Source organism: Microbacterium jepli, from assembly GCF_047237905.1.
In the GTDB taxonomy this organism is placed as follows: Bacteria; Actinomycetota; Actinomycetes; order Actinomycetales; family Microbacteriaceae; genus Microbacterium.
Window position 1 is genome coordinate 2093312 of record NZ_JBDFLW010000005.1, and the last position, 21635, is coordinate 2114946.

Genomic DNA, 21635 nt, shown 5'->3' on the forward strand with positions numbered 1-21635 from the left:
TAGAGCGCCGGGTCGGTGGCGACGTGATGACCTGACATCCTGGGGAGATGCCCGATGACCGCTCGCCCATTCGGATCGACGTCGATCTCGTCCGGTGCGACGACGCCGTCACCCGGGTGACCCACGTCGCCATGACCGAACCGGGCCCGTCGCGCCCGTTCGTGCTGGTCGCAGGGCTCGGGGTGGCCTCGACGTACTTCGAGTTCCTCGCCCCCACCCTGGCGCACCGCGGCGACGTGTACTCGCTCGACCTCCCCGGCTTCGGCGGTCTGCCGAAGCCGTCCGCGCAGCCCGACACCGCGTTCTTCGCCGACCAGGTCGAGGCCGTCCTCGACCGCTTCGACCTGGCGAACCCGGTGCTGCTCGGACACTCGATGGGCACGCAGGTCGTCGTCGAGGTGCTGCGGCGGCGTCCGCACATCAGCCACGCCATCCTCGTCGGGCCCGTGGTCGACGACAGGGAGCCGGGAGCGCTCATCCAGGCCGTGCGCTTCGCGCAGTCGTCTCTGCACGAGTCGCTCCACCTCGCCATGACGGCACTGGCCGCCTACCTGCTCTGCGGCACCGGCTACTTCCTGCGCACGCTGCCGGCGATGCTGCGCTTCCGGATGCTGGAGCAGATCGCGCCCGTCACGGCGAAGGTGCTCCTCATCCGCGGGGAGTTCGACCGCTCGTCGCCGCGGCGCTTCCATTCGCGGATCGTCGCGGCCGCGCAGGACGCGTGGCGCTGGGAGATCGAGGGCGCGGCCCACTCCGTGATCAACGGCCATGCGATCGGCGTCGCGCGCCTGGCCGTCCGGCACCTCGACGGCCAGCTGCCGCGGAAGGGGCGGATGCCGGAGGCGCAGGCCGCCCTGCCGCCCGCCCGCCACGCCGATGTGCGCATGGTGCTCGCCGCGGTCGGAGCCCGGGTCCGCGAGTGGTTCAGCGCGCTCCGGCAGGACCCGCGCGGAGTCGAGGCCTCCAAGCGGCTGCACGCGCGCATCCTGTGGGAGGCGTACGACCCGGATCGGTGACGCGGCACTGCACGATCGCCGCCGCCGCGCCACCCTTTGCGTCCGACAGGATCGCCATGGTCTGATCGCACGACGACCCGCGAGGAGCCCGATGTTCACCGTCATCGAAACCGCCGTGATCGACCACCCCGTCGACGAGGTGTTCGCCTTTGTGAGCGACGGCGCCAGCCGCCCGCTCTGGGACCCCTCGGTCATCTCCGAGGAGCTGCTGTCGCCGCCGCCCATCGGTGTCGGCAGCCGCCTTCGCTCGCGCATGACGGCCGTCGGTCGCGAAGTGGAGTTCCAGTTCCGGGTCACGGACTTCGACGCCCCGCGGCGCATGCGCATCACCAGCGAATCGGGCCCGCTGCCGACCACGGTCACCTTCGACCTCACGCCGGACGGCGAGCGCACACGGCTGGTGGCGCGCATCGACGGCGAGCCGACCGGCATGATGCGCCTGGTCGAGCCGATGATCGAGCAGGGCGTGCGCAGCAACCTCTCCACCGGCGTCGCGCGCATCCAGGCGCTCCTGGAAGCCCGCACCGCGCGCGGACGATGACGGCATAGCGGATCCGCGGACGAGCGCAAGCCCCCGGTCGTATCGATCGCGCCTTCTAGCGTGGCGGTATGCCGCAGGAGGATCAGTACAGTCTCGTCAACCCGGTGACCCGATACGACCGTGTCGAGCCGCCCATCCAGCACCAGCCCGAGCCCGGCGTGCAGGCACGCATGACTCCCGTGCCCGACCTCGGCGAGGCCACGTATCGCGGGACCGGCCGTCTCGACGGCCGCCGCGCGCTCATCACGGGCGGCGACTCCGGCATCGGGGGAGCGGTGGCCATCGCCTTCGCCCGCGAGGGCGCCGACGTCGTGATCACCCACCTCCCGGGCGAGGAGGAGGATGCCGCGCACATCCTCTCGCTCGTCGAGGACGCCGGTCGCCGCGGCCGGGCCATCGTGGCCGACATCTCGGACGCAGAGACGTGCCGCCGTCTCGTGGCCGATGCGGCCGACTTCCTCGGGGGACTGGACATCCTGGTCAACAACGCCGGCAAGCAGGTCGCCGTCGACCGGCTGGAGGACCTGAGTGACGAGCAGTTCGAATCGACGTTCCGCACGAACGTGTTCGCCAACTTCTGGATCACCAAGGCGGCCATGGCGCACCTCCGCGAGGGCGCGAGCATCATCAGCACCGCCTCCCTCGAGGCGTACAAGCCCGCGCCCGATCGCCTCGACTACGCCGCCACCAAGGCGGCGATCAACAACCTGTCGAAGGGGCTCGCCCAGCAGCTCGCGCCGCGCGGCATCCGCGTGAACGTGGTGGCGCCGGGACCCGTCTGGACGGCACTGCAGGTGTCGGGAGGGGTCTCGGACGAGCAGATGGCCGCCTTCGACGACGAGAACACCTATCAGCGGTCGGGCCAGCCGGCCGAGCTCGCCCCCGCGTACGTGTACCTCGCGTCGGCGGAGTCCGGCTACGTCTCCGGCGCCACGCTGAACGTCAACGGCGGCATGGTCACGCCGTGACGGCGCCGGCCTGCACCGTCTTCTTCCTCCCCGGGCTCGGCCTCGACGCCGCCGCCGCTCTGCCGCTCATCGCGGAGCTCGACGCCCGCTTCCGTGTGATCGGCATAGACCTGCCCGGCCAGGGCGGGTCGGAGGACGCTCCCGACGGCTCCGTCGACGCCCAGGTGGATGCGGCCGTCGCGGTCATCGAGCGTGACGCCGACGGCGGTCCGTGGCTGCTGTGCGCGCACAGCATGGGCGGCAAGATCGCCGCGCGCATCGCCCAGCGCGTGCGCGACGGCGAGGTCGCGGCCTTCGGCCTGATGGGTCTCGTGCTGCTCGCGCCGTCGCCGCCGCGACCGGAGCCCCTGCCCGATGAGAAGCGGGTCGAGATGCTCTCCTGGGTCGCAGACGGGCCCATCTCCGAGGACGACGCCCGCACGTTCGTCCAGGACAACGTCGGAGCGTCGCTGCCCGAGGTGTGGGAGCGCGACGTCGTCGACACGGTCCGCACGATGTCGCCGGTCGCCTGGCGCCGCTGGCTCGAGCAGGGGAGCAAGGAGGATCTCGCAGCATCCATCGGCGTGCTGGATCTCCCGTGCGTCGTGCTCGGCGGCGACGCGGACGAGCTGCTGGGCGCGTCCGCACAGCCGACGCTGCTCGCGGACGTCTACCCGCGCGCCCGGTTCGTCACGCTGCCGGGCGCCGGACACCTCCTCTCGTACGAGCGGCCGGAGGCGGTCGCCGCGGCGATCTCCGAGATATGGGAGGGCATCGAAGAGCAGCGCGCGCCCGTGCCCGCCGAGTGGGGAAGACTCATCGCCTCGCCGCGCACCACACCGCGGGTGCGCAGCACCCTCGCCCGGCGCGCACTGGCCGACGCGCCCGACTACGAGCCCCGGGCGCTGACGAGGACCCAGCTCGACCTGCTGCGGTCGATCGCCGACCGCCTCGTGCCGCAGCCTGACAGCGGTCGCGTCGACATCGCCGCCCGGGTCGACGCCGAGCTCGCCGCCGGCGGCGGAGACGGGTGGCGACCCACCGACGCCCTCTCCGATGACGAGGCCTACCGCCAGGGCCTCGACGACCTCGCGGCCTCCTGGGACGAGGATCCGGATGCTGCGCTGGAGGCCGTGCTCGCGGGCGAAGGCGTTGCCGGAGGCGCCGGCGACGGCGAGTCGCTGCGACGCTGGTTTCAGGACGTGCGCGTCGATCTCACGCGGGAATGGCTGATCCACCCCGCCTCGCTGGCGCGCATCGGCTATGACGGCTTCGCGACCGGCGCGGAAGACGTCGCCTTCGCCGGCTACCGCACGCTGAAGGCCGGCGTGCGCGACGACTGGGAGCCGTCCGACCTCGGGCGACCCGCACCCCACGAGCAGACCGGAAGCGACGCATGAACCTCGACGGGATGAAGACCTACGACGACGATGAGAGCGTCGACGTCGTGGTGGTCGGCACCGGCGCCGGAGGAGCCCCGCTCCTCGCCCGGCTCGCCGAGCGCGGCCTGCGCGTGGTCGCACTCGAGGCGGGCCCGAATCACGACCCCGCCGAGTCCACACCCGACGAGATCGACGCGACCGCGATCAACTGGATGTCCAGCCGCTTCAGCGGCGGAGATGCGCCCACCGCGTTCGGTCCGAACAACAGCGGGTTCGGCGTGGGCGGCGGCACCGTGCACTGGGGCGCGTTCACGCCGCGGCCCGACGCGCGCGATCTTCGGCTCCGCACCGAGACCGGGCTCGGCGCCGACTGGCCCGTCGATCCGGACGAGCTCACGCGGTATCTCGTCGAGGTCGAGGCGTACATCGGCGTGTCCGGTCCGACGCCGTATCCGTGGGATCCGTCGCGGACCTACCTGTACGCACCCCCGCAGCGCAACGCGCCGGCCGACCTCATGGCCGTCGGCACCGCCGCGCTGGGCATCCGCGCCACCGATGCCCCCGCCGCGATCATCACGCGAGACCGCGACCAGCCGTACCATGGTCTGCGCCACGCCACGACGAACGTGGGCTCGATCCACCAGGGCGAGCGGCACGGCTCGAAGGCGACCACCGCGATCACCTACCTGCCCGCCGCCGTCGCCGCGGGTGCCGAGATCCGGCCGGAGTCCGTCGCCATCGGCATCGAGCAGGACGGGCGCGGACGGGTCACCGCCGTGATCTACCGTCGCGACGGCGTCGAGCGCCGCCAGCGATGCGAGGCTCTCGTGCTCGCCGGCGGGGGAGTGGAGACACCCCGCCTGCTGCTCCACGCCGGCATCGCGAACTCCAGCGGCATGGTCGGCCGCAACTTCCTCGCGCACGGCGCGGTGCAGGTATGGGGCCGCTTCGACGAACAGATCCGCGGGTACCGCGGCTATCCGTCCGCCCTCATCACCGAGGACTTCCTCCGGCCCGCCGACGCCGACTTCGCCGGCGGCTACCTCCTGCAGAGCCTCGGCGTGATGCCGTTCACCTACGCGACCTCGCTCGTGCGCGGCGGCGACCTCTGGGGGCAGGAGCTGATGGACGAGCTGGATGCAGGCCGCTACAGCGCCGGCATCGGCATGAACGCCGAATGCCTCCCCGCCGACGGGAATCGCCTCGAACTCTCGACCGAACTCGATGAATGGGAGCTCCCCAGGGCGACCATCACCTTCTCGCCGGGCGCGAACGAGAAGGCGATCGACACCCATGCCGTGCGGACGATGACGAGCATCCTCGAGGCGGCCGGCGCGCGCTCCACCCGCGTCCTCGCGCGCAGCGCGCACACGCTGGGCACCTGCCGGATGAGCGATGACCCGGGGGAGGGGGTCGTCGACGGCGAGGGACGCGCGCACGACATCGACAACCTGTGGATCTGCGACAACTCGACGTTCCCCAGCGCGCTCGCCGCCAACCCGGGCCTCACACAGATGGCGCTGTCGCTGCGCACCGCGGATCGGATGCTCGCCGGACGGTGAGGACGGTTGCCGGCGCATCGCTCGCCGGCAACAGCACGGCGGCTCGTCGGTCGTTCGGCGTGCGCGAACGCCTCTAGCGTTCCCTTGTCATATGCAATATATTGCGTATCGCAGGAGTCGTCGGGTGCCGTGCCGCCACACCCGTCGAGGGAGTGGTGGGCGCGGCATCCGCACATCGAATGAGGAGACTCCATGAACACCGACATCACCAACGTCGTGCTGGTGCACGGCGCTTTCGCCGACGGCTCGGGCTGGCGCAGCGTGTACGACCGACTGACCGCGCGAGGCATGCGCGTCTCGATCGTGCAGAATCCACTGACGTCGCTCGAGGACGATGTGGCGGCCACCACCCGCGTGCTCGACCAGCAGGACGGGCCGACAGTGCTCGTCGGACACTCCTGGGGTGGCACGGTGATCACCGAGGCCGGACTCCATCAGAACGTCGCCGCGCTCGTCTACGTCGCCGCGCTGGCGCCCGATACGGGGGAGACCAGCGCCCAGCAGTACGCGGGCTTCGCCGCGACGCCCGAGTTCGTGATCGACATCGGGGAGGACGGATATGGCTTCCTCGCGCGCGACAGCTTCGCGCGTGGCTTCGCGGCGGATCTCGACGAGGACGAGGCGGCGTTCCTGCGGGACTCGCAGGTGCCCGTCAACATGTCGGTGTTCGCCGCGCCCGTGACCCACGCGGCGTGGAGGGAACGGCCGACGTGGGCGGTGATCGGCAGCGACGACAAGGCGTTCGACCAGGCGATGCTCCAGCACATGGCCACGCGCATGGGCGCCGAGATCACCACCGTCCCGGGGAGTCACGCGGTCTACGTCTCGCAGGCCGACGTCGTCGCTGACGTGATCGCCGAGGCCGCGGGGGCCGCCACGGCCTAAGGTGTCGTCATGAGACGTGCGGGCCTGGCGGTGGCGATCGCGGGAGCTCTGCTGCTCGCGGGCTGCACCGCCGGTCCCGAAGTGTCCGCCGACGGTTCATCGCCGATCTTCGATCGTCCGCGCGCAGCCGATGACGCCCTGCCGGAGGGCTACTGGGGCAGCGTCGCCGAAGACACCAGCAGGTACGTGGGGGAGGACTCCGCGGGAAACGCCTATTGGGCGGTGCGGAATGGGGATGACGCGGAGTGCATCGTCGACCTCCCCGTGGACCACGCCGGCCCGTCCGTCTTCTGCGGCGGTCCCGGTGTGACCGGAACGACGACGGACGGCCGGGTGATCGAATTCGCGTCGTCTCCGAGCCGGCTCACCCCGGCGATAGCGGAGCTCGTCGGGGACACGCTGCTCGTGAAGGCGTCGAGGTAGGGGCCGCTCACGAGCCCTCGTCGAGGGCCGTCGGTGTCGCGGTCGGCCAGAGCGGACGAGACGCCTGCGCCGCGTCGAGCAGCGGCTGGACATCGATCGCCGTCAGGGTTTCGAGCACATCGCGCGCAGGCCACTCGACCGCCACCTGCAGGGTAGACAACGGGGGGAGTGGCCAGACCCAGAAGTCACGCGTCCAGGAGTCCGCGAACACGGCGGGGCGTCCCGCGCCCTCCAGCACAGGTCCGGCGACGTCCATCTCCTCGATGTCCTGCGCGCCGGCCCACGGCGACTCGTCCTGGGTCGTGATGCGCCTGCCGTCGGAGTAGGCGATGCCCCAGCGGAACCCTGCCGGTGCGAAGCGGTCATCCAGCTGGCCCCGTCCGTGCGCACGGTCGAGATAGTCCCAGACTCGATTCCGCGCACGCCGCCCGGTGTCGGAGATTCGGATGACGATGCGCAGCAGCATCCCTCGGGGGAACACGCGCACGGAGTCGAGAAGGATCACGGTCGTGTCCGACCGTCCGAGCTCCCGGTTGATCAGGATGGGCACAGCCGCCCAGTGCCAGGGCGGTCCCGTCCACTCGGGGAGAAAGGTCGGCAGGTGATCGTCGTCGTCGTACGGCGGCACCTCGACATCGCGGAAGAAGGAGTCCGTCACGTTCGCCTCATCGATCGGTGGTGAGAGTCAGGTCGACGACGGAACGGCAGTCGCTCCGACCATCGGGAGCATCCATGGAAACGACTCGGCGGAACGTCATCGACCCAGTGTGCCCCCACAGGGTCGTGCGTGACACAGCCAGCACCAGTCGGGTCGTCGACCGCCGCTGACTCCGTGACGCCGAAGAAGGGACTGCGGGGAGCGGGGCGGGGCCCGCCTCAATCGCCAAGCTGACATAATGTGCATTATCGGCAATTGGCGGTAGTGACCGGAACCGCGAGAGCGAAACCCTCCAAAATCCGAAACACGGCTCGGCAGCTCGCAACGGCAATCCTGACGTCGCCAAACAAGAGCCCGCTCAGACGGCGTCCTCCAGGCGCGGGCGGGTGAAGCGGTACCCGGCGTCCGTCAGCACCTCCGGCACCGCCCACCGGCTCTTCAGCACCAGCTCGGGCTCGGTGCGGAGCACCCACATGGCGGGCTCCAGCATCCATCTCCACGCCGGCAGCCCGACCGGCATGCCGACCGCCTCCCGGAGGGTGCGCATGAGCGTGCGGTTGTCGACCGGATGCGGCGACGCGAGGTTCACCGGACCCGAGATGTCGTCGCGCTCGATGAGAAAACGCACCGAGCCGACGACGTCGTCGATGTGGATCCAGCTGAACTTCTGCCGACCCCGGGTGCGGTGCCAGGTCGAGCGCTCGAGACCGCTCGCGTGCTCGCCGATGCCGCGGTACCGCCGGTGCGGGAACCACCAGGAGTCGATCTGCGGCCCGCCCACGCCGAGCCGTGCCAGCCGGCGCAGGATGTTCGGCGCGGGACCGTCGCCCAGCACGATGGCCATGCGCAGTGCGACGCGACGCGTACCCGGCAGGTCGCCCTCGAACAGCTCCGCCTCCCACGCCCGCGCCACGTCGACCGAGAACCCCGACCCGATGGTGCCTGACGACTCCGTGTTCGCGCGCCGCATCTCGTGACGGTAGATCGTCGAGGTCGAGGCGTTGAGCCAGACGGGCGGAGGGGATGCCGCGGCCTGCACCGCCTCGCGGAGGGCACGCGTCGTCTCGACCCGCGATCTCAGCAGCTCGCGCCGGTTCGCATCGGAGTACCGGCAGTTCACCGACTTGCCGGCCAGGTTGATGAGCACGGCCGCGCCGTCGACGGCCCGCGCGAGGAGCTCCGGGTCATCCCATGTCACGGCCTCGCGGCGACCGATGCGGCGGATCTCGAAGCCGTCGTCCGCCAGGGCGCGCGCCAAAGCCTTCCCCACGAAGCCCGATGCTCCGGCGATCACTGCGACACGTGACATCGACATCTCCCCCATGGCCGTCGGCATGACCGCTCCCCTTCACGCTAGCGGCGCGTCGGCGGCGCGGGAGCACGCACCATAGGCTCGAACAGTGCTGGATGCGCTGACGGGCTTCGTGGTGGTGGGCGTCGCCATCCTCGTCGGCTGGATCATCGGGCGCATCGACCTCCTCGGCGAGCACGCCCGCCCGGTCCTCAGCCGCCTCACCTTCTTCGTGCTCTCGCCGTTCCTCCTCTTCGTCGTGCTCTCGCAGGCCAACGTGCAGACGCTCTTCTCGTCTCTGCTGCCCGTCTCGGGCATCGCCGCGGTCGTGGTGATCGCGCTGTACACCCTCATCGCGCGCCTCGTCTGGCGCCGGGACACGGCCGAGACGGTCATCGGCGCGCTGTCGGCGGGGCAGGTGAACTCGAACAACATCGGCATCCCGCTGTCGCTCTACCTGCTCGGCAGCGCCGCCTTCCCCGCGCCGGTCATCCTGCTGCAGCTGCTCATCTTCACGCCGGTGACGCTTGCGATCCTGGATGCCGTCACCTCTGGTCAGCGCGCCTTCTTCCCCGTGCTGCGGCGCACGGCGACGAACCCGATCCTGATCGGCTCCGTGTTGGGCACCCTCGTCGCCGTCACCGGCATCGACCTGCCGCACGTCGTCATGGACCCCGCCCAGCTCATCGCCGACGCGTGCGTGCCGGTGCTCCTCATCAGCTACGGGATCTCCCTGCACGGACAGCGGGTGCTCGGCGCGCACGGCCGTCGCCGCGACGTGCTCGTCGCGTCCGCGCTGAAGCTCCTCGTCATGCCCGTCATCGCGTGGGCGGTGGCGACGTTCCTCTTCCGCCTGGCCCCGTCCGAGGTGCTCGTCGTCGTCGTGCTGGCGGCCCTGCCGACCGCGCAGAACGTCTTCAACTACTCGCAGCGCTACGGCGTGGGCGAGGCGATCTCACGCGACACCGTCTTCGTGACCACCCTCGGCTGCTTCCCGGTGCTGCTGGCAGCGGTCGCTCTGCTGAGCTGACCCACGGTCCGCTCAACCAGCGGAGCCGCGCCGCCGCTGAGCGCCTCCCTCGCGGAGTACGTCGCAGGCTCTACCCTGGGGCCGGGGTCCTCCCAGGTGACTCCCAGAAAGGACGTGTCATGTCCACGGCAACCCCCACCTCCTCGCCCATCGTGAACGGCATTCGCACCGCGCTCGGCATCGGCGGCGTGCTCGCCCTCCTCGCCGGCATTCTGATCGTCTGGCAGCCTGCGGCCGCCGCGGTCTTCGTCACGATCGTCATCGCCGTCTACGCCATCGCCGGCGGCATCGTCTATGCGGCCCTCGGCGTCTTCTCCAAGACCATGACCGGCGCCTCGCGCGCCTTCCACATCATCCTCGGGCTTCTGTTCGTCATCGCCGGCGTCGTGGCGTTCGCGAATCTACAGGCCACCGCGGCGACGCTGGCGGTCTTCGTGGCCGCGCTCATCGGCATCATGTGGATCGTCGAAGGCGTCGTCGCCCTCACCACGCTCGGCGGCTCCGGCTCCGGCTCCGGCTCGCGCATCTGGACGATCCTCTTCGCGGTCATCAGCATCATCGCGGGCATCTACCTGCTGGTGAACGCGCTGCTCGGGGCGCTCGTGCTCTGGCTGCTGCTGGGCATCATGCTCATCGTGCTCGGCGTCGTCCAGATCGTCCGCGCGTTCACCTTCGGGCGCGCCTGACCCGCACCGCTCCCCCGCACGACGAAGCCCCCGGTCACCGACCGGGGGCTTCGTCGCGCAGAGCAGAGGATGCCGCGGCGCCTACTCCGCGCCGAACGATCCGGTGTCGCCGACCAGACGCGTGTGATCGGCGGGGATGGGGTCGACCGCGGCCTGCGCGACCTCGGCCGCGAACTCGGCGACGTCGTAGAGCTTGCCCGCCGACTCGCGACGCTCCGCGATCGCACCGGGGTTGGCGCGCTCCAGCAGTGTGGCCGTGATGGTGCCCTCGATCATGTCGCCGGACACGACGACGAAGCCGATGCCGCGCTCCTCGAGCTGCGGGATCATGTCGCGGAGGGCGTCCTCACCCGCGCGCTTGGAGAGCGCCACGGGCTCGTACTCGGGCATCGTCGGGGTCGTCCGGATGAAGTGGGCCTGGTGGCTCGTGACGAACACGACCCGCGAGCCCTCGCCGAGGAGCGGCAGCGCCGTCTCGAGCACCCGCACCTGCGCGTCGCGGTTGAGCTGCAGGGCGTAGTCCTCGGCCATGCCGGCCTCCATGCCGCCGGACGCGTTCAGCACGAGGATGTCGAGCGACCCGAAGGCTCGCCGCACCTCGTCCATCAGCGCCTGCACGGAATCCGCGTCGGTCAGGTCGGCGCCGACGACGAGCGCCTCGACGCCCAGTTCGCGAAGCTGCGCGCCGAGCTTCTCGGCACGCGGCGCCTTGTTGCGGTAGTTGACGACGACGTTCGCGCCCGCTTCGGCGAAGTACCGCACGGTGTCGGCGCCGATCCCGCGGGACGAGCCGGTGACGAGGGCGGAGCGGCCGGCGAGCGACCCGGCCGGAAGGATCTGGGACACGAGGTGACTCCCGTCGAGAAGAACATTGTGAGCTGCCTCCGAACATGTCCGGGAGGGCCTTCCGACCCTACCAACCCGGCCTCTCGCGAAAGGGTCCGTGTTAGGTTCGGAAGAAGACGAGGAGGCTCATCGTGGACATCGTCACCGCCATCGAACAGTTCGCCTGGATCGCCTGGCTGGTCCTGATCCTGCTGTTCCTCGTGATCGAGATGCTGACACTCGACTTCACCTTCCTGATGCTCAGCGTCGGCGGACTCGCCGGCCTCGGCGCCGATCTGCTCGGCGCCCCGCTGTGGCTGCAGATCGTCGTCGCCGCGGTCGTCGCCGTCGCCATGGTGCTGCTGCTGAGACCGCCGCTGCTGCGCCGCCTGCGTCGCGGCGAAGACACGACGCCCTCCAACATCGAGGCCCTCATCGGCCTCCGCGGGCAGGTGCTGTCCACGGTCACGTCGCACTCCGGACAGGTAAAGCTGTCCAACGGAGACATCTGGACCGCCCGCTCGCTCCCGGGTTCCGACATCGAGCCCGGCACCACCGTGCTCGTGAACCGCATCGACGGGGCCACCGCCCACGTCCGCCCCCAGGAGGAGCTCACCTCATGAACGACTCGATCATCCCCCAGACGATCCTCTGGATCGTCGTGGCCGCGATCATCATCTTCGCCCTGGTCACGATCCTCCGCTCCATCCGCATCGTGCCGCAGGCCACGGCCGGCATCGTCGAGCGGCTCGGGCGCTATCACAAGACCCTCAACCCCGGGTTGAACCTCCTGATCCCGTTCATCGACCGTCTCCGGCCCCTGATGGACATGCGCGAGCAGGTCGTCTCCTTCCCGCCGCAGCCCGTCATCACCGAGGACAACCTCGTCGTGTCGATCGACACGGTCGTGTACTTCCAGGTGACCGACGCACGGGCCGCGACGTACGAGATCGCCAACTATCTCGGCGCCGTCGAGCAGCTGACGACGACCACCCTCCGCAACGTCGTCGGTGGGCTGAACCTCGAAGAGGCCCTCACCAGCCGCGACAACATCAACAACCAGCTGCGGGTGGTGCTCGATGAGGCCACCGGCAAGTGGGGCATCCGCGTCGGCCGCGTGGAGCTCAAGGCGATCGACCCGCCCGTCTCCATCCAGGACTCCATGGAGAAGCAGATGCGCGCCGAGCGCGACCGTCGCGCGGCCATCCTCACCGCGGAGGGCTCCAAGCAGTCGCAGATCCTCGAGGCCGAGGGCCGGCGGCAGGCGGAGATCCTCAAGGCCGAGGGCGACAAGCAGGCGGCGGTCCTTCGCGCCCAGGGTGAGTCCGAGGCCATCCAGATGGTCTTCGACGCCATCCACATCGGCGACCCCGACGACAAGCTCCTCGCCTACCAGTACCTGCAGACGCTCCCCAAGATCGCTGAGAGCGCCTCCAGCAAGCTCTGGATCGTGCCCAGCGAGCTCACGTCGGCACTCAAGGGCATCGGCTCGGCCTTCGCGGGCGCGGAGGGTTCTGCGCAGCCGAAGCCGAAGAGCGATCCGGATGCTGCGGCCTCCCCCCGCCGGACGCCCACGCTCACGCGCTCCGAGGCCGCCGAAGCAGCGGCCCAGGCCGTGCGCGAAGCCGCTGCTGCGGCCGACGCGTTCGCGTCCGACGCGCAGTCCACGGCCGTCGGGCCCGTCGGCGACGGGCCCGACGCACGTCCCGCCGGCGACGAGCCGTCCGCACGCTGACACGCTCACGGTGACGCCGCAGCATCCGTGGTTCGCCCGGGCCACCACGCCCCGGGTGCTCGCGCACCGCGGCCTGGTGACCGCTGAAGCGGCCGCGGACGGCGTCACCGAGAACACCTTCGCGGCGATCGCCCTCGCGCACGGAGCCGGCGCGACGTACGTCGAGTCGGACTGCCACCTCACAGCCGACGGGGCCGTCGTGCTCTTCCACGACGCCGACCTCACCCGCGTCGCCGGCGACCCTCGCGCCGTCGCCGACGTGCGCCTCCACGAGCTCGAGGAGCTGATGGCCGGCCGCGGCGGGCTGCTGACCCTGACGCAGGCCCTCGAGAGCTTCCCCACGCTGCGCTTCAACCTCGACGTGAAGGCCGCGGCCGCCGCCGCAGCGGTGGGAGCGGCGGTGGCGCCCTACGCGGACCGCGTGCTCCTCACGAGCTTCTCGGACGCGCGGCGCCGCCAGGCGCTCGACGCGGCCACGCGGGAGGGTGTCCGGCCGGCGACCTCCGCGGGCCGCGGCGTCATCGCGCGGCTCCTGCTGGCCGTCGGCCTCCGCTCCCCCGCCCTCGCCCGGCGCGTGCTGCGCGGCATCGACGCGGTGCAGATCCCCGAGCGACAGGGACTCCTCCGCGTGCTCACGCCGAGGCTCCTCGACTACGCCCACCGCGCCTCAGTCGAAGTGCACGTCTGGACCGTGAACGACCCCGGTGACATGCGCCGACTCGTCGCTCTGGGCGTCGACGGACTCGTCACGGATCGCGCGGATCTCGCCCTGGCACTGGTCGACGGCGACAAGCCCCGACGCTGATCCGGCCGCTCGCGCGGTGGTAACCACAACGCCCTGAGCATCGTCTGTGAATGGCGCCGGGAAGAGCGTCCTTCGGATGATCCGCACAGGTGGCGTCGTTATACCTGAGAGCAGACGAGAGGACCACAACATGGCAGATCGCAGCCTGCGCGGCATCCGACTCGGCGCCCAGAGCCTACAAAGCGAAGACGGCGTCGTGTTCCATGAGCGCGCACAGCACACCTACACCTGCACCGTGTGTGCACGTGACACGACGATGACCTTCGCGGCGGACGCCGAGATCCCGCCCGCCTGGGAATGCCGCACGTGCGGGGCCGAGGCCCTGCTGCGCATCGGCGAGGGAACCGCCACGGTCGACCACAGCGAGGACAAGGTCGCGCGCACGCACTGGGACATGCTCCTGGAGCGTCGCACCGTGCCCGAGCTCGAGGAGCTCCTCGAGGAGCGCCTCGCCTACGTGCGCTCGCGCCGCGGTGCCGGTGACGACGCCGCCGCGCACAAGCTCAGCGCCTGACGCCCAGCGCACGCGTTCTCAGACGCCGGTCCCCACGGGGGCCGGCGTCTTCGCGTCGGCGCCGCACCGCCTGCGTCACGCCCAGCAGCACGAGGGCCGCGAGGCTTCCCCATCCGAGCACGATCTTGATCCACGGTCCGGCGACCACGGCGGGGGTGAGCCCTGTCCGCAGCGGCACGTCCGTGATCATGTGACCCGTGACGTCCTCGGTCAGCCCGTCGATGGCCGCGCCGTCCGCGGTGATGACCTGGCTCGTGCCGACGGTCGAGAGATTCACCACCGATCGGCCCGTCTCGATGGCGCGCATGCGCGCGAAGGCGAGCTGCTGCAGATTCTCGTCGGTGCCCCGGAAGTCGGCGTTGTTGGTCTGGAACATGTAGACCTCGGCTCCCCCGGCAGCCCCGTCCCAGATGACGTCGTCGTAGATCACGTCGAAGCAGATCGCGAGTCCCACGCCCACGCCGTTCAGGTCGAACACGGGCGACGCCGTGCCCGGTGTGTACTCGCGGCCGATGAGCCCGATGAGGTCCGGCGACAGCTTCTCCCAGAACGACCGGTCGGGGACGTATTCGCCGAACGGCACCGGATGGCGCTTGTCATACGTCTGCACGGCGCCCTCGCCGGCGCGCCAAAGTATCGAGGAGTTGTAGAAGAGGTCGCCGCGCCCGGTGGCCGCCGCGACGATGAGCGGCGCGTCGATGCCCTCCGCGAGACGGTCGAGCACGAAGGCGGTCGCGCGGTTCGACGTCGGATCGGAGTCGATGCCGCCCTCGGGCCACAGCATCACGTCGATCTTCTCGCCCTGCAGAGGTTCGGAGGCGGCGAGCTGCGCCTCCAGGACGGCGTTGGGTTCACGCTCGTCGAAGTAGCCCGCAGGCCCGTTGCCCTGCACGGCGCCGACGCGGAGCACGCCGGCCGCCGTCGTCGGGAAGGCCGGCACGAGGAAGAGCACGGCGGCCACGATCAGCGCGGGGACGGCCGTGAGCCGGACGCGGAAGCGCCCGAGCCGCACGAACTCGATCGCCATGGCGCACAGCAGGACGACGAGGAAGGTGAGACCCGACATCCCCACCCACGACGCCAGCCCCGCGGCCGGTCCGCTGACCTGCGTCACCCCGATGCGCCCCCATGGGAACCCGCCGTAGGGCCACGACCCGACGATCTGCTCGCGAAGGGTCCAGAGCCCGGCCACCAGCGCGGGAAGGAGGAGCAGGAGGGATGCCGCGCCACGTGTGACGCGCGGCATCCACCGGTACGCGAGCGAGATCGGCACCGCGAACGCGGCGGTGAGGAGCGCCTCGAGCATCGACAGCGCGATCCACGGAACAGGGCCGAGGTAGCGCGCGGTGAAGAACAGGTTCACGAAGAAGAACGCCGCGCCGAAGGCGAAGCCGACCAGCATGGACGACCACACGCGGCGCCCCACGAGCCCGACGAGCGCGAGCACCACGGAGGGGAAGGCCATCGGCCACCAGCCCAGCGCCGGGAACGCCGTGGTGAGCAGCAGTCCGCCCGCGACGGAGGTCGCGACGGCAGCCCACAGCGGCAGCAGGGGTCGGGACGCGACGGGCACCTCACCACCCTAAGCGGCCACGGGTGGGCGTCCGCCGAGGGCCGCGCGGTGCCTGCGCAGCCTCAGACCGTGCTGTACGCCACGATGCCGCGACGGACGGAGTCCAGCGCCTTGCGCGCCGTGGTGGCCACGGCGCCGTCCGCGACGAGTGACAGCTGATCGAGCAGGTCGATCGTCTGCTTGCTCCACCGCACGAAGTCACCCGCTGCCATGTCGGCGTCCGCCAGCACCCGGTCGAGCATGTCTCCCCGGGCCCAGCCGTGCATCGCCTGCGCGAGCCCGGCGGCCACGGGCAGCGTGCCGGGCAGGTGGTGATCCTGCTCGAGGTCGTCGAGCCGCTGCCAGAGCTCCTGCGTGCGGGTCAGGGCGTTGCGGAACGGACCGCGCGGCAGCCCGCGCTCCCCCGGGTCGGACTCGTCGCGGCGCGGCTCGTAGACCAGGCTGCACGCCAGCGCGGCCAGGGACGGGGCATCCAGATCGTTCCAGATGCCGAGCCGCAGCGACTCGGCCACCAGCAGGTCGCGCTCGCCGTAGATGCGGCGCATCGTGCGACCGGCGGGGGTGAGCGTCGTCGCGCCGTCGTCCTCGACGCGCACGTAGTCGAGCGAGCGCAGCACTTCCACGACACGGTCGAACACGCGCGCGACGGTGCCGGTGCGGGTGCGGATCTGCTCGCGGGTCTTGTCGGTGGCCCGCTTGAGCTTCCAGTAGCGCTCCGCCCATCGCGCGTGGGACTCGCGTTCGGGGCAGGAGTGGCAGGGGTGCCGCTGCATGCGGCGCCGGAGCGAGGCGAGCTGCCGCTGGCGGGTGTCGCGGGTGGCGCGCGAGGCGTTGGCGTCCTTGCGGTTCAGCTTCTCGAGGTCGCTCAGCTCGCGCCGGATGGAGGAGTACTCCGCGAAGTCGCCCTGGTGGCAGGTCATGGCCTGCTGGTAGCCCTGGAGCGACTCCTCGGCCTCGCGCACCTGGCGGGCGAGACCCACCACGGCACGGTCGGCCTGGAACTGCGCGAACGAGGACTCGAGGATCTCGCGGGCGCGGGGGCGGCCGAACTGGTCGATGAGGTTGACCGCCATGTTGTACGTGGGGCGGAAGCTCGAGTTGAGCGGGTACGTGCGGCGCGATGCGAGCGCCGCGACCTGCTGAGGATCCATGCCCTCGGTCCACTGCACGACCGCATGGCCCTCGACGTCGATGCCGCGGCGCCCGGCACGGCCGGTGAGCTGCGTGTACTCCCCCGACGTGATGGCCACCCGGGCCTCGCCGTTGAACTTCTCGAGCTTCTCGAGCACCACCGTGCGCGCCGGCATGTTGATGCCGAGCGCCAGCGTCTCGGTGGCGAAGACGACCTTCACGAGCTTCAGGCGGAAGAGCTCCTCCACGACCTCCTTGAACGCGGGCAGGAGGCCGGCGTGGTGCGAGGCGACCCCCCGCTCGAGGTTGTCGAGCCACTCGTGGTACCCGAGCACGGCGAGATCCTCGTCGCGAAGGGTGCGGGTGCGCTCCTCCACGATCGCGCGGATCTCGCGCCGCTCGTCCTGATCGGTGAGCCGCAGCCCCGAGCGCCGCACCTGCTGCACCGCGGCGTCGCAGCCGACGCGCGAGAAGATGAAGAAGATGGCCGGCAGCAGGGTGGCGCGCTGCAGCAGCTGCACGACGTCCGGACGGTCGAGCCGCTCGATGCGCTGGACGTTGGCCGAGCGCACCGGTCGCTGACCGCCCTTGTGCGGGCGGCGCCCCGACGAGCCGTACCCGCCGCTCCGGTCGCTGTGCCCCTGGGACCGCCCGCCCTCGGCGGAGCGGAACGACGAAGCCCGGCGGTTGTTCTCGTACGTCGGCCCCTTGAAGGAGCGGATGCGCATGAGCTCCTGGTTCACCTGCGCGGTGGCGATCCCGGCGCGGTCGTCGAAGAGCGGCAGGAGGTCTCCGCGCACCAGCACGTGCTGCTCCAGCGGCACGGGGCGCACCTCGGAGACGATCACCTCCGTGTCGCCGCGCACCGTGTCGAGCCAGTCGCCGAACTCCTCGGCGTTCGACACCGTCGCCGACAGCGACACCAGCCGCACGCGCGACGGCAGGTGGATGATGATCTCCTCCCACACCGCGCCGCGGAACCGGTCGGCCAGATAGTGCACCTCGTCCATCACGACGAACCGCAGTCCGCGCAGGGAGGCCGAGTCGGCGTAGAGCATGTTGCGCAGCACCTCGGTGGTCATGACCACGACGCGGGCGTTGCCGTTGATGTTGGTGTCACCGGTGAGCAGGCCGACGTTCTCGGGACCGTAGACGTCCTGGAGCTCACGGAATTTCTGGTTCGACAGGGCCTTGATGGGCGTCGTGTAGAACGCCTTGTCACCGTCCTCCAGCATGGCGAGGTGGATCGCGAACTCTCCGACGACCGTCTTTCCGGCACCCGTCGGCGCGGCGACGAGCACGCTGCGGCCGTCCTCGAGAGCCTGGCATCCCGCCATCTGGAAGGGGTCGAGTTCGAATCTCTGGGATGCCGCGAACGCGGCCGTCACCGGATGGGACTGCCGCTGCCGCGCGCTCGCGAACCGCTCCGCCGGACTGGGGTCGCTCACGCGGGCGCCCCGGCGGCGAACTCGGCTGCGGCGCGGCGCGCGCGGCGCCGGTCGACGAGGAGCGCGATGCCGACGGCTGCGAAGTACAGGCCGAGCATCGGGATCGCCAGCAGGAACATGGAGATGACGTCGGCTGCCGGCGTCGCGAGGGCGCAGAAGACCGTGATCGCGATGATGGCGAAGCGCCAGCCGCGCAGGATCGCCATGCCGCTGAGGATGCCCGCGACGTTCAGCAGCACGAGGAAGACGGGCAGCACGAAGGCCACGCCCACGACCAGGAGCAGCTTGAGGATGAAGTCGTAGTAGTAGCTGTACTGGAAGAAGTTGGCCGCGCCCTCGGGCACGAAGCTCGACATGAGCTCGATGATGTGCGGCATGATCAGCCAGCCCGCGAAGGTGCCGGCGAAGAACAGCGGGATGGCGGCTCCCAGGAAGCCGACCGTGTACCGCGTCTCCTTGCGGGTCATGCCGGGGGCGATGAACAGCCAGATCTGCGACAGCCAGACCGGCGACGAGATGATGAGCCCCACCGCGAACGCGATGCGGATCTGCAGATCGAAGGCGCCGGTGACGGTGTCGAAGTTGAGCACCGCCTTGCCGGTGCGTTCGGCGATCACCGAGATCGGCACCGTGAGCAGATCGATGATCGGCTTCGCGAGGAAGAACGCGATCACCATGCCCGCGACCAGGCCGAGCGCGCTGATCATCAGGCGCTTGCGTAGCTCGATCAGGTGCTGACCGAGCGACATCCTCTTCTCGCGCCGCACCTCCGACGCCGCCGGGCGCGGCGCACGCGCCGTCGTCACCGCCGGGTCAGGGCTTGGGGTCGGCGGCAGCCGAGCTGTGCGCCGGTGCGCTCACGGGTGCATCGGCGACGACGGGCGCGACGGTGGGCTGCGGGGCCGCGGTGTTCGTGGCGACGGGGGCCGCCGTGGCGGCGTCCTCCTCCTTCATCGCCTTGATCTCACCCTTGAACACGCGGGCGGACTGCCCCATGCTCTTGGCCAGCGCGGGCAGCTTCGCGGCTCCGAAGACGAGCAGGATGACCGCGAGCAGGATCAGGAAGTGCCATCCGGTCAGATTGCCAAGCATGGGTTTCTCCTTGCGTATGCGGGGTCCGACAAGTCTAACCCTGCACGCGCGAGCCCGGGCAGAAGCAGGCAGTCGCACTCGGCACGGGATCGCGTCGCCTCGCGGACGGATGCTCAGCGGTACTGCGCGAGACCCGCCTCTGCCCAGGCTGCGGCCGCCGTCCGCGCATCGGGCGGGTCGAGGATCTCGACGGATCCTCCGCGGCGGGCGGCGATGCGGCGGAGCGCGTTCTCGTCGGGGAGCCGGAGCGAGGCCACGACCAGGTCGCCGTCGGCCACGACGTCGGCCCGTCCGAGATAGTCGCCCAGCAGCGGCGCGACGGACGGGGCGTAGCGGATGCGCACGACGATGTCGTCGTCCGCGGGGGTGAACGGCGCCGGCACCGGCTCTCCGCCGTGGGTGATGGGCATGTCGGTCAGCACCAGCTCGCTCACCCGATCGAGGTGGAACGTCCGCATCGCCTGCCGCATGTGGCACCACCCCTGCAGGTACCAGTTTCCCGTGGCGATGTGCACCTTGACCGGGTCGACCGTGCGCGTCGTGGGCGCGGCATCCGGAGCCTTGTAGGTGAACGACACCGCCACCTGACGCTGCAGCGCCTCCGCGACCGTGTCGCGGACCTCCGACACCGGACCCGGCGCCACGATGACGTCGGCCGGAGCGCCGGAGGCGCCGCGCGCGAGCTTGGCCAGCAGCCCGGCGAACAGGGCACTGTCGCCGAAGCCGGGGACGGTGCGGGCGAGCTGCAGGCCCGCGAGGAGAGCGGCCGCTTCGCGGGCCGTCAGCTTGGGAGAGCGCTCGAGGCCGACGGTGTTGGTGATGACGATGAGGTCGCGCTGGTCGAGGAGGTCCCAGTCGATGTCGAACAGGTCGTTGGACATCTGCCAGTAGCCGCGCTCGCCGGGCAGGCCGATCACCGTCAGCTTCTCGACCATCGAGCGCATCTGATCGGGTGTCACGTCGAACTCGTCGGCGGCCTCGGCCACCGACACCTCGCCCTTGCCCAGCAGGTAGGGCACGAGCTGCAGCATGAGGGCGGCGCGATCCGTGGCCACCAGCGGCCGGGGGCTCATCGCGCACCCCCGTGGACGGCCAGGGTCGCCTCGAGCCGCGCGATGACCTGCTCGCGCAGCGCGGCGGGCTCGACCACCCGCACCTCGGGACCGTAGGAGGCGAGCTCGTCGGCGAAGATGTGCACGTCGACGTAGGGCACCTGGATGCCCTGCTCCGCGGGGAAGCCCCGGCGACCGAGTCGGAGCGCGGCCTCCGTGCCGGGATCGACCTCGAGCAGGGCGCGCTGGCGCGCGGCGAGCTCCTCCAGCCCCGCGAGGGCGCGGTCGCCGGCGCCCTCTCGCAGCGCGGCGGGGAATGTCTGGCGGTGCACGTCGACGTCGCCGGTGATGCGCGACAGGAGGAAGGTGCGATCGGCGTCCACGTCGAGGTCGACGCCGTAGACGTGCCAGCGGGCGTCGTACTCGACGAGCGCGAGGGGGCGCAGGCGGCGGGCGCGCGGCGCGTCCTCCCCCGGCTTCAGGTACGGGAACGACACCGTGCGGCACTGCTCGATGGCCTGCTTGAGCGGGCCGAAGGCCGGCTCGTGGATGCTGATCCGCGGTGAGAAGCCGATGATCGGCTCGTCGACCGTGTTGCCTAGCGCGCGGATCTTGCGCAGCCCGCTGCGGGCGTCGTCCGACATCGAGCTCTGCGACCAGACGCCGCCGGCGAGGGTCAGCAGTGCCACCTCGGCCGGCGAGAACTCGATGTCGGCGGGAAGCTCGTACTCCGAGACGGGCACGCGGTACCGCGCCTCACGGAGGTCGTCGGGATCGGCCCAGTCGCCGATCGTCTCGATCGGGACGCCGAGGCCGCGCAGGCTCTCCTTGTCGCGCTCGAACATCTTCTCGAGGGCGTCCTTGGACGCGCCCGCCTCGTTCTGCTCGCGGTAACCGGCGACGGACGAGAGGATCGTGTCCTTCGTCAGCCCCTGCTCGGTCGCCATGAGCGCCACCACGAGGTTGACGAGCCGCTCCTCGGGAGGATTCTTCGCAGGGGTGTTCGAAGGCACTCACTCATCCTAAAGGCGGGGGATGC

22 protein-coding genes are annotated in these 21635 nt (G+C 70.7%); 13 read left to right on the forward strand and 9 right to left on the reverse strand.

Features of this window, described 5'->3' with window-relative positions; translation table 11 throughout:
- Positions 1 to 47 precede the first annotated feature (47 nt).
- The 7 genes from ABC304_RS14180 (at position 48) to ABC304_RS14210 (ending at position 6756) form a co-directional block, all read left to right on the forward strand.
- Positions 48 to 1016: an alpha/beta fold hydrolase gene (locus ABC304_RS14180; RefSeq protein ID WP_412931562.1), complete on the forward strand. Its 969-nt coding sequence runs from the start codon at positions 48 to 50 to the stop codon at positions 1014 to 1016.
- 91 nt (positions 1017 to 1107) lie between these two features.
- Positions 1108 to 1557, forward strand: a complete 450-nt coding sequence (locus ABC304_RS14185; RefSeq protein ID WP_412931564.1) for an SRPBCC family protein — start codon at positions 1108 to 1110, stop codon at positions 1555 to 1557.
- Positions 1558 to 1625: 68 nt separating this feature from the next.
- Positions 1626 to 2525: an SDR family oxidoreductase gene (locus ABC304_RS14190; RefSeq protein WP_412931567.1), complete on the forward strand. Its 900-nt coding sequence runs from the start codon at positions 1626 to 1628 to the stop codon at positions 2523 to 2525.
- The gene (locus ABC304_RS14195; RefSeq protein ID WP_412931570.1) at positions 2522 to 3904 is read left to right on the forward strand and encodes an alpha/beta fold hydrolase; all 1383 of its coding nucleotides are present in this window, start codon (positions 2522 to 2524) and stop codon (positions 3902 to 3904) included. Before ABC304_RS14190 ends, ABC304_RS14195 begins: the two co-directional genes overlap by 4 nt.
- On the forward strand, positions 3901 to 5448 hold the full coding sequence (locus ABC304_RS14200) for a GMC oxidoreductase (RefSeq protein WP_412931572.1): 1548 nt from the start codon (positions 3901 to 3903) through the stop codon (positions 5446 to 5448). The genes ABC304_RS14195 and ABC304_RS14200 overlap by 4 nt, the downstream gene beginning before the upstream one ends.
- A 192-nt stretch (positions 5449 to 5640) precedes the next feature.
- The gene (locus tag ABC304_RS14205; protein WP_412931574.1) at positions 5641 to 6333 is read left to right on the forward strand and encodes an alpha/beta fold hydrolase; all 693 of its coding nucleotides are present in this window, start codon (positions 5641 to 5643) and stop codon (positions 6331 to 6333) included.
- A gap of 9 nt (positions 6334 to 6342) precedes the next feature.
- Positions 6343 to 6756 carry a hypothetical protein gene (locus tag ABC304_RS14210; RefSeq protein WP_412931576.1) on the forward strand — a complete coding sequence of 138 codons (414 nt, stop codon included), beginning with the start codon at positions 6343 to 6345 and terminating at the stop codon, positions 6754 to 6756.
- 7 nt (positions 6757 to 6763) lie between these two features.
- Here the strand turns inward: ABC304_RS14210 and ABC304_RS14215 are convergent, their stop codons facing one another.
- Entirely contained in the window at positions 6764 to 7414 is a 651-nt protein-coding gene (locus tag ABC304_RS14215) for a hypothetical protein (protein ID WP_412931578.1), read from the reverse strand.
- Positions 7415 to 7772: 358 nt separating this feature from the next.
- Positions 7773 to 8723 carry an epimerase gene (locus ABC304_RS14220; RefSeq protein ID WP_412931580.1) on the reverse strand — a complete coding sequence of 317 codons (951 nt, stop codon included), beginning with the start codon at positions 8721 to 8723 and terminating at the stop codon, positions 7773 to 7775.
- A gap of 91 nt (positions 8724 to 8814) precedes the next feature.
- Between ABC304_RS14220 and ABC304_RS14225 the strand changes: the two genes are divergently transcribed.
- Complete coding sequence (locus tag ABC304_RS14225) at positions 8815 to 9735, forward strand: AEC family transporter (protein ID WP_412931581.1); 921 nt, start codon at positions 8815 to 8817, stop codon at positions 9733 to 9735.
- A gap of 119 nt (positions 9736 to 9854) precedes the next feature.
- Positions 9855 to 10421 carry an HdeD family acid-resistance protein gene (locus ABC304_RS14230; RefSeq protein WP_412931583.1) on the forward strand — a complete coding sequence of 189 codons (567 nt, stop codon included), beginning with the start codon at positions 9855 to 9857 and terminating at the stop codon, positions 10419 to 10421.
- An 81-nt stretch (positions 10422 to 10502) separates the two neighbouring features.
- Here ABC304_RS14230 and ABC304_RS14235 read toward each other — a convergent pair whose 3' ends face one another.
- On the reverse strand, positions 10503 to 11267 hold the full coding sequence (locus ABC304_RS14235) for an SDR family oxidoreductase (protein WP_412931585.1): 765 nt from the start codon (positions 11265 to 11267) through the stop codon (positions 10503 to 10505).
- A 131-nt stretch (positions 11268 to 11398) separates the two neighbouring features.
- On the opposite strand from ABC304_RS14235, the gene ABC304_RS14240 reads away from it, so the two are divergent.
- The 4 genes from ABC304_RS14240 to ABC304_RS14255 all read left to right on the forward strand — a co-directional run bounded on the left by ABC304_RS14240 (position 11399) and on the right by ABC304_RS14255 (position 14300).
- On the forward strand, positions 11399 to 11869 hold the full coding sequence (locus tag ABC304_RS14240; RefSeq protein WP_412931586.1) for an NfeD family protein: 471 nt from the start codon (positions 11399 to 11401) through the stop codon (positions 11867 to 11869).
- Positions 11866 to 12981: an SPFH domain-containing protein gene (locus tag ABC304_RS14245; protein WP_412931588.1), complete on the forward strand. Its 1116-nt coding sequence runs from the start codon at positions 11866 to 11868 to the stop codon at positions 12979 to 12981. Before ABC304_RS14240 ends, ABC304_RS14245 begins: the two co-directional genes overlap by 4 nt.
- Positions 12982 to 12991: 10 nt before the next feature.
- A complete protein-coding gene (locus ABC304_RS14250) occupies positions 12992 to 13786 on the forward strand; it encodes a glycerophosphodiester phosphodiesterase family protein (RefSeq protein WP_412931590.1) in 795 nt (264 codons plus the stop codon).
- Between the two features lie 130 nt (positions 13787 to 13916).
- Entirely contained in the window at positions 13917 to 14300 is a 384-nt protein-coding gene (locus tag ABC304_RS14255; protein WP_127095365.1) for an RNA polymerase-binding protein RbpA, read from the forward strand.
- Here ABC304_RS14255 and lnt read toward each other — a convergent pair.
- From lnt to ABC304_RS14285, 6 genes are all read right to left on the reverse strand, one after another.
- Positions 14290 to 15873, reverse strand: a complete 1584-nt coding sequence (lnt, locus tag ABC304_RS14260; protein ID WP_412931594.1) for an apolipoprotein N-acyltransferase — start codon at positions 15871 to 15873, stop codon at positions 14290 to 14292. The genes ABC304_RS14255 and lnt overlap by 11 nt on opposite strands.
- A 62-nt stretch (positions 15874 to 15935) precedes the next feature.
- Positions 15936 to 18452, reverse strand: coding sequence for a DEAD/DEAH box helicase (locus ABC304_RS14265; protein WP_412931596.1), 2517 nt, complete (start codon positions 18450 to 18452; stop codon positions 15936 to 15938).
- The gene (gene tatC / locus ABC304_RS14270; RefSeq protein ID WP_412931598.1) at positions 18449 to 19201 is read right to left on the reverse strand and encodes a twin-arginine translocase subunit TatC; all 753 of its coding nucleotides are present in this window, start codon (positions 19199 to 19201) and stop codon (positions 18449 to 18451) included. The genes ABC304_RS14265 and tatC overlap by 4 nt, the downstream gene beginning before the upstream one ends.
- A 64-nt stretch (positions 19202 to 19265) precedes the next feature.
- On the reverse strand, positions 19266 to 19544 hold the full coding sequence (gene tatA / locus ABC304_RS14275) for a Sec-independent protein translocase subunit TatA (protein WP_412931599.1): 279 nt from the start codon (positions 19542 to 19544) through the stop codon (positions 19266 to 19268).
- 113 nt (positions 19545 to 19657) lie between these two features.
- Complete coding sequence (locus tag ABC304_RS14280) at positions 19658 to 20617, reverse strand: helix-turn-helix transcriptional regulator (protein ID WP_412931602.1); 960 nt, start codon at positions 20615 to 20617, stop codon at positions 19658 to 19660.
- The gene (locus ABC304_RS14285; RefSeq protein WP_412931604.1) at positions 20614 to 21609 is read right to left on the reverse strand and encodes a helix-turn-helix transcriptional regulator; all 996 of its coding nucleotides are present in this window, start codon (positions 21607 to 21609) and stop codon (positions 20614 to 20616) included. Before ABC304_RS14285 ends, ABC304_RS14280 begins: the two co-directional genes overlap by 4 nt.
- Positions 21610 to 21635: the final 26 nt, after the last annotated feature.

Excerpts from the sequence above, each read along its gene's own strand:
- ABC304_RS14200 (WP_412931572.1), top strand. The coding sequence starts at position 3,901 with ATGAACCTCGACGGGATGAAGACCTACGACGACGATGAGAGCGTCGAC.
- ABC304_RS14180 (WP_412931562.1), top strand. The coding sequence starts at position 48 with ATGCCCGATGACCGCTCGCCCATTCGGATCGACGTCGATCTCGTCCGG.
- ABC304_RS14210 (WP_412931576.1), top strand. The coding sequence starts at position 6,343 with ATGAGACGTGCGGGCCTGGCGGTGGCGATCGCGGGAGCTCTGCTGCTC.
- ABC304_RS14280 (WP_412931602.1), bottom strand. The coding sequence starts at position 20,617 with ATGAGCCCCCGGCCGCTGGTGGCCACGGATCGCGCCGCCCTCATGCTG.
- tatC (WP_412931598.1), bottom strand. The coding sequence starts at position 19,201 with ATGTCGCTCGGTCAGCACCTGATCGAGCTACGCAAGCGCCTGATGATC.
- ABC304_RS14255 (WP_127095365.1), top strand. The coding sequence starts at position 13,917 with ATGGCAGATCGCAGCCTGCGCGGCATCCGACTCGGCGCCCAGAGCCTA.
- ABC304_RS14230 (WP_412931583.1), top strand. The coding sequence starts at position 9,855 with ATGTCCACGGCAACCCCCACCTCCTCGCCCATCGTGAACGGCATTCGC.
- tatA (WP_412931599.1), bottom strand. The coding sequence starts at position 19,544 with ATGCTTGGCAATCTGACCGGATGGCACTTCCTGATCCTGCTCGCGGTC.
- ABC304_RS14220 (WP_412931580.1), bottom strand. The coding sequence starts at position 8,723 with ATGTCACGTGTCGCAGTGATCGCCGGAGCATCGGGCTTCGTGGGGAAG.
- ABC304_RS14205 (WP_412931574.1), top strand. The coding sequence starts at position 5,641 with ATGAACACCGACATCACCAACGTCGTGCTGGTGCACGGCGCTTTCGCC.
- ABC304_RS14245 (WP_412931588.1), top strand. The coding sequence starts at position 11,866 with ATGAACGACTCGATCATCCCCCAGACGATCCTCTGGATCGTCGTGGCC.
- ABC304_RS14185 (WP_412931564.1), top strand. The coding sequence starts at position 1,108 with ATGTTCACCGTCATCGAAACCGCCGTGATCGACCACCCCGTCGACGAG.
- ABC304_RS14190 (WP_412931567.1), top strand. The coding sequence starts at position 1,626 with ATGCCGCAGGAGGATCAGTACAGTCTCGTCAACCCGGTGACCCGATAC.